Genomic DNA, 7,091 nt, shown 5'->3' on the forward strand with positions numbered 1-7,091 from the left:
CTTCACCTTATTCAAACTTGTGCGATCCACTTACGATGGGTATGGATCGACATCAAAACCCCAAACGCTGACAGCAGCGTCACCAACGAAGTTCCTCCGTAGCTAATGAACGGCAACGGCACCCCTACAACCGGCAACAGGCCACTGACCATACCGATGTTGACGAAAACGTAAACAAAAAAAGTCATGGTCAGGCTGCCCGCGAGCAATTTGCCGAACAATGTCTGGGCCTGGGCGGTAATTACCAGCCCGCGACCGATCAATAAAAGGTAAATCAGTAGCAGCGCACAAATGCCCACCAGGCCGAATTCTTCACCCATTACCGCGATGATGAAGTCGGTGTGGCTTTCCGGCAGGAAGTCCAGGTGGGACTGGGTGCCCAGCAACCAGCCTTTGCCGAATACACCGCCGGAACCGATGGCCGCTTTCGACTGAATGATGTTCCAGCCAGTGCCAAGCGGATCGCTCTCAGGGTCGAGAAACGTCAGGATTCGCTGCTTCTGGTAGTCGTGCATGATGAAAAACCACATGGCGATGGCCACAGGCACTGCAGCGGCCAGCACACTGATAATCCAGCGCCAGCGCAGTCCGCCCATGAACAGCACGAAGGCGCCGCCCGCAAGAATCAGCAGCGAGGTGCCCAGGTCGGGCTGGCGCACGATCAGGATGAAGGGCAATCCGATCAGGAACAGACTGACGCCCACATGTTTGAGCTGCGGCGGCAAGGTGCGCTTGGACAGGTACCAGGCGATGGTCGCCGGCATCAGGATCTTCATGAATTCCGAGGGCTGGAAGCGAATCACCCCGGGAATGTTGATCCAGCGCGTCGCACCCATGGCGTTATGGCCCATGACGTCCACCACCACCAGCAAGAGCACGCCGACCACATAACCGACTGGCACCCAGCGAGCCATGAAGCGCGGTTCGAACTGGGCGATGACAACCATGGACACCAGGCCGATGCCAAACGACGTGGCTTGTTTGGCCAGAAGATCCCAGCTCTTGCCACTGGCTGAATAGAGGACGAACAGGCTGCCGGCGGCCAGGGTCAGCAACAGGATCAGCAACGGGCCATCGATGTGCAGTCGTTGCAACAGCGTCGCCCGGCGACGCATCACATCCTCACTGGAGAGCATGCGATCAAAATTATTCATCACGGGCCGTAGCCTCCGCACTGATAGGGCTGGCGTACTCGGCTTTCAATCGGCCGTCCTGACCCAGAAGCCAGGCATCCATCACTTGGCGTACCACGGGTGCGGCGACGCCAGAACCGGACTCGCCGTTCTCGACCATCACCGACACGACGATTTTCGGGTTATCGGCCGGCGCAAAGCCCACGAACAAGGCGTGGTCACGGTGACGCTCCTGAACCTTCGAGCGGTCGTACTTCTCACCCTGCTTGATGGCGACCACCTGGGCCGTACCACTCTTGCCGGCGATTCGGTACTGGGAACCTGCAGCGGCCTTGCGCGCGGTACCCCGAGCGCCGTGCATCACCTGCTGCATGCCGTGGTTGACCTTGTTCCAGTCGGACGGGTCACGCAGGACGATGTTCGGCATCGGGTTTTCATCTTTCGGCCTCTCACCTTCGACGGTCTTGGCCAGGTGCGGGCGGTTCCAGATGCCTTTGTTGGCGACCAGCGCCGTGGCTTGCGCCAATTGCAGCGGTGTCGACTGCATGTAGCCCTGACCGATCCCGAGAATCAGTGTTTCGCCCGGGAACCACGCCTGACGACGGGTTGCACGCTTCCATTCACGGGACGGCATCAAGCCCGGTGACTCCTCGAACATGTCCAGGGAGACCTTCTGGCCAATGCCGAACTTGCCCATGTAGGCGGACAGTCGATCGATGCCCAACTTGTGGGCCAGGTCATAGAAGTAGGTGTCGTTGGACCGCATGATTGCCGTATCGAGGTCCACGAAGCCGTCGCCGCTGCGGTTCCAGTTACGGTACTTGTGATCGTAATTGGGCAGCTGGTAATAGCCGGGGTCGAAGACTCGGGTCGACGCGGTGACCACACCGGAATCAAGGCCTGCAATGGCCACGGCGGGCTTGATGGTCGAGCCAGGCGGGTACAGGCCTCGCAGGACACGGTTGAACAGCGGACGATCAATGGAGTCACGCAGCTCCGCATACGCCTTGAAGCTGATGCCTGTGACAAACAGGTTCGGATCGAAACTCGGCTGGCTGACCATCGCCAGCACTTCGCCGGTCGCCGGGTCCAACGCCACAACGGCGCCACGCCGACCGCCCAGCGCCGCTTCTGCGGCTTCCTGCAATTTGATGTCCAGGCTCAGGACGATGTCCTTGCCGGGAATCGGATCGGTACGCTTGAGCACACGCAACACGCGGCCTCGAGCGTTGGTCTCTACTTCCTCGTAGCCCACCTGACCGTGCAACTCGGGCTCGTAGAAGCGCTCGATGCCGGTTTTGCCAATTTGATGGGTGCCGCTGTAACTCACCGGGTCCAGAGTCTTCAGCTCTTTCTCGTTGATCCGCCCCATGTAACCCACCGAGTGCGCAAAATGCGCACCCTGCGGGTAGTGACGGACCAGTTGCGCGACCACTTCAACCCCTGGCAGGCGGAACTGGTTCACGGCGATTCGTGCTATCTGCTCTTCGGTCAACTCGAACAGGATCGGCACCGGCTCAAACGGCCGACGCCCCTGCCGCATGCGCTTCTCGAAAATCACCCGATCCTCAGGCGTCAGCTCCAGCACCTGGACGATCACGTCGAGCACTTGCTGCCAATCGCCAGAGCGCTCACGGGTCATGCTCAGGCTGAAGCTGGGCCGATTGTCGGCAATGACCACACCATTGCGGTCGAAAATCAGCCCACGGGGAGGCGGAATCGGCTGCACATGGACGCGGTTGTTTTCCGAAAGGGTCGAGTGGTACTCGTACTGAATCACCTGGAGGAAATACAGCCGCGCGATCAGCACACAAATCAGCACTACCACCGCAATAGCCCCGAACACGACGCGGCCACGCACCAGACGGGCGTCTTTTTCGTGGTCCTTGATGCGGATCGGCTGAGGCATGAGGGCAGAACTACTTGTGGTAAGGGTGGCCGGACAGCACTGTCCAGGCACGATACAGCTGTTCGCCGATCAGGATCCGCACCAGCGGGTGCGGCAACGTCAACGGCGAGAGTGACCAGCGCTGATCCGCCCGCGCACACACTTCCGGCGCCAGCCCTTCCGGGCCACCGACCATGAAATTCACTGTGCGCGAGTCCAGCCGCCAGCGATCGAGCTCGACCGCCAGTTGCTCGGTGCTCCAGGGCTTGCCGTGGACTTCGAGTGTGACAATCCGCTCGTTCGGCCCGACCTTGGCCAGCATGGCTTCGCCTTCCTGGCGGATGAAACGAGCCACGTCGGCGTTTTTGCCACGGGTGTTGAGCGGTATTTCCACCAGTTCCAGCGCCAGCTCGGAAGGAAGACGCTTGGCATATTCATGCCAGCCTTCTTCCACCCATTTGGGCATGCGTGAACCGACGGCGATCAGTCGCAGTCGCACAGCGAACCCTTATTGCTGGTCTTTGTTGAGCTTGGTGAAATGCTCATGGGTGTTCTCTGGGCTGTGGTGTGCAGCGCTGGCCGAACGGCTTTGCTCGGCACCGGCCCACAGACGCTCCAGGTCATAGAACTGACGGGCAGAGGCAGTCATCATGTGCACGATGACATCATCCATGTCCAACAGGACCCAATCGCTGTCGCCCTTGCCTTCTTCACCCAGTGGCTTGACGCCTTGGGCTTTGACGGCTTCGCGGACTTTGTCGAGCATCGCGCCGATCTGGCGGTTGGACGTACCGGTCGCGATGATCATGAAGTCGGTGATGCTCTGCTTTTCACGAACATCGATGACCTGGATGTCCTGGCCCTTCACGTCTTCCAGGGCTGCTACGGCAACCTTGACCAGTTCTTCGCCACGCAGCTCCGGCCCGGTTTGGACTTCTACTGGCAGCGGGGCGCTCTTGAACGTGCCTTTGCGCTTTACTTTGGTTTGGTCTTTGTCAGTCATATAAAACTCGTTTTGCTCGTATGTTCAGGCGCTTCAATACACGTTGTTGCACGTGCCTTGAGGCACTCCTATTCAGTTCGACGCACGGTAAAGTCCGTGCGCATCGATGTAGGCCAGGACCGCGTCGGGCACCAGGAAACGTACCGACTTACCGCTGGCCAGCAGTTGACGGATCTGGGTGGCGGATACCGCAAGCGGTGTCTGCCAGACGAATGCAATCTGTCCGCTCGGCCCTTTGAGGGCCAGCGGGTCGCTCACCGAGCGCGCTGCCAGCAGGTTGCGCAAGGCATCCGGCGGTTCGCTGTCGGCATCCGGGCGTTGCAGCACCAGGATGTGGCAATGCTGGAGCAACTCTTCCCAGCGGTGCCAAGTGGGCAGGCCGCAAAAAGCGTCCCAGCCCAAAAGTAGAAAAACCTGGTCTTCAGCGGCCAGCTCGGCACGCATCAGTTCCAGGGTATCGATGGTGTAGGACGGTTTGTCCCGCTGCAATTCGCGGGCATCCACTACCAACGGCGCCACACCGGCCACCGCGCACTCAACCATTGCCAGACGGTCTTTTGCCGACACTTGCGGCGTGCCGCGATGAGGCGGCCGGGCACTCGGCGTCAGTCGCAACTCATCCAGCGCCAGCGATTCGGCGACTTCCAGTGCACCGCGCAAATGGCCGATGTGCACCGGGTCGAACGTCCCACCCAGCATGCCAATGCGTCGCGGGGCGGGCTCGCGGGCAGGGACCGGCGTTGTCAGATCGAGGTCGCCCAAGTCAAACAGACGCCTGGCCGCGCAACTGGCCATCACCGACCACGATGTACTTCTCGCAGGTCAGACCTTCGAGACCCACCGGGCCACGGGCGTGCAGCTTATCAGTAGAAATGCCAATCTCGGCACCCAATCCGTATTCGAAGCCATCGGCGAAGCACGTCGGAGTGTTGATCATCACCGACGCCGAATCGACTTCCGCCACAAAACGCCGGGTATCGCCGACGTTTTCACTGACGATCGAATCGGTGTGATGGGAGCCGTACTGATTGATGTGTTCGATCGCCTGGTCCAGGCCATCAACGACACGGATCGACAGAACCGGCGCCAGGTATTCGGTATTCCAGTCTTCTTCCGTCGCCGCTACCGCATCGATGATCGCCCGGGTGCGCTCACAACCGCGCAATTCAACGCCTTTCTCGCGGAACTGTGCAGCCATGGACGGCAGGAAATCCCCGGCAACGGCTTGATCCACCAGCAGCGTTTCCATCGCGCCGCAAATGCCATAACGGTAGGTCTTGGCATTGAAAGCGATGCGCTGGGCTTTCGGCAGATCGGCATGAGCACTGACATAAACGTGGCAGATGCCGTCCAGATGCTTGATCACGGGTACACGGGCATCGCGGCTGACACGCTCGATCAGGCCACGGCCGCCACGGGGCACGATGACGTCGACGTATTCCGGCATGGTGATCAATGCACCAACGGCGGCACGGTCGGTGGTCTCGACCACTTGTACAACGGCGGCCGGCAGTTCTGCCTCGGCCAGACCGCGCTGGATGCAAGCGGCAATCGCCCGGTTGGAATGAATCGCCTCGGAGCCGCCGCGCAGAATGGTCGCGTTACCGGACTTCAGGCACAGGCTTGCAGCATCGATGGTCACGTTGGGGCGGGATTCATAGATGATCCCGATCACACCCAGCGGTACGCGCATCTTGCCGACCTGAATACCTGAGGGTCGAAAACTCATGTCGCGTATGGCACCCACCGGGTCTGGCAGGGCCGCGACCTGGCGCAAGCCGACGATCATGCCGTCGATGCGATCCGGCGTCAGCGCCAGGCGCTCAAGCAGCGCGGGCTCAAGACCATTGGCGCGACCAGCAGCCAGATCCAGTTCATTGGCAGCGGTCAGCTCGGCGCGTGCAGCGTCCAGCGCATTGGCGGCAGCTTGCAGGGCGCGGTTTTTCTGCGCGGTGCTGGCACGGCCGATGACGCGGGACGCTTCGCGAGCAGCGCGACCCAGGCGGGTCATGTAGTCAAGAACGGACTCAGTCATGGTCTTGGCGAGGTCTTAGATAAGGTTTGATAAAGAGTAAAGCGGCAGATTATAGCTGTCGTGTCTCCTGACTAACAGCAGTGACGGGCGGATGGTCGAAATGGAAGGCGATTTGCCGACGTTCAGACGTGATTAAGCTTCAAATTGTTATCATCACGACTCATTCACCGCTGATAAACGCTACTGATCATGACCAATCTGACTCTTCGAGCGTCCGCTACGCGGCAGCCCAAGGCGCTTCCAGATGCGTTTTTCAACCGCGACGCCCAAACGCTGGCCCGGGATTTACTCGGCAAAGTTATCCGTCATCGGGTCGGTGATCTATGGCTCAGTGCCCGAATCATCGAAACCGAGGCCTATTATTTCGACGAAAAAGGCAGCCACGCCTCACTCGGCTACACAGAAAAGCGTAAGGCTTTGTTTCTGGATGGCGGCCACATCTATATGTACTACGCCCGAGGTGGCGACTCTCTGAACTTCAGCGCCCACGGTCCCGGCAACGCCGTACTAATCAAGTCCGCCTACCCATGGACAGATGACTTGAGTGGACCGGCAAGCCTGGCGCAGATGCTGCTCAACAGCCCCGACGCCCAGGGACGCCCTCGCCCCTCGCAAAAGCTGTGTGCCGGTCAGACCCTGCTGTGCAAGGCACTCGGGCTGAAAGTCCCCGTCTGGGATGGCAAGCGCTTCGATCATGAGATATTGCTGGTGGAAGATGCCGGCCCTGCTCCCACCCACATCATTCAAACCACACGACTGGGCATCCCCCATGGACGTGACGAACACCTGATGTACCGCTTCGTTGATGGCGCCTACGCGCCCTATTGCACGCGGAACCCGTTGCGACGCGGACAGGTCGAAGGGCGGGATTATTTTTTGCTGACTTGAACGATGGACGCCCCACTTGTGGGAGATTCTATGTTGCCCAGCAACACAAAATTCTCAAGCCGATAGGTATTCGCTCTGATTTTTCATCAGAGCGAACGCCACCCGACAGAGCTTGCGAGCCAAGGCCACCAAAGCCTGAGTTTT

Annotated in this window: 7 protein-coding genes; 1 reads left to right on the forward strand and 6 read right to left on the reverse strand. The window is 59.9% G+C overall.

Translation table 11 applies throughout. From position 1 onward, the window contains the following. Positions 1-11: 11 nt before the first annotated feature. From rodA to GBC55_RS23545, 6 genes are all read right to left on the reverse strand, one after another. Entirely contained in the window at positions 12-1,115 is a 1,104-nt protein-coding gene (gene rodA, locus GBC55_RS23520; RefSeq protein WP_162439957.1) for a rod shape-determining protein RodA, read from the reverse strand. Between the two features lie 31 nt (positions 1,116-1,146). Continuing rightward, positions 1,147-3,042 (reverse strand): penicillin-binding protein 2, encoded by a 1,896-nt coding sequence (gene mrdA / locus GBC55_RS23525; RefSeq protein ID WP_162439927.1) that lies wholly within the window; start codon positions 3,040-3,042, stop codon positions 1,147-1,149. 10 nt (positions 3,043-3,052) lie between these two features. Beyond that, complete coding sequence (gene rlmH / locus GBC55_RS23530; protein WP_003185785.1) at positions 3,053-3,520, reverse strand: 23S rRNA (pseudouridine(1915)-N(3))-methyltransferase RlmH; 468 nt, start codon at positions 3,518-3,520, stop codon at positions 3,053-3,055. 9 nt (positions 3,521-3,529) lie between these two features. Next, positions 3,530-4,024 (reverse strand): ribosome silencing factor, encoded by a 495-nt coding sequence (gene rsfS / locus GBC55_RS23535; protein ID WP_162439926.1) that lies wholly within the window; start codon positions 4,022-4,024, stop codon positions 3,530-3,532. A gap of 72 nt (positions 4,025-4,096) precedes the next feature. After that, entirely contained in the window at positions 4,097-4,786 is a 690-nt protein-coding gene (gene nadD, locus GBC55_RS23540) for a nicotinate-nucleotide adenylyltransferase (RefSeq protein ID WP_268932914.1), read from the reverse strand. A 1-nt stretch (position 4,787) separates the two neighbouring features. Next, positions 4,788-6,059 (reverse strand): glutamate-5-semialdehyde dehydrogenase, encoded by a 1,272-nt coding sequence (locus GBC55_RS23545; protein WP_162439925.1) that lies wholly within the window; start codon positions 6,057-6,059, stop codon positions 4,788-4,790. Between the two features lie 189 nt (positions 6,060-6,248). Between GBC55_RS23545 and GBC55_RS23550 the strand changes: the two genes are divergently transcribed. Further along, complete coding sequence (locus GBC55_RS23550; protein ID WP_162439924.1) at positions 6,249-6,947, forward strand: DNA-3-methyladenine glycosylase; 699 nt, start codon at positions 6,249-6,251, stop codon at positions 6,945-6,947. The last annotated feature ends 144 nt before the right edge of the window (positions 6,948-7,091 follow it).

It is taken from the genome of Pseudomonas sp. TNT3 (genome assembly GCF_010095445.2).
Lineage (GTDB): Bacteria > Pseudomonadota > Gammaproteobacteria > Pseudomonadales > Pseudomonadaceae > Aquipseudomonas.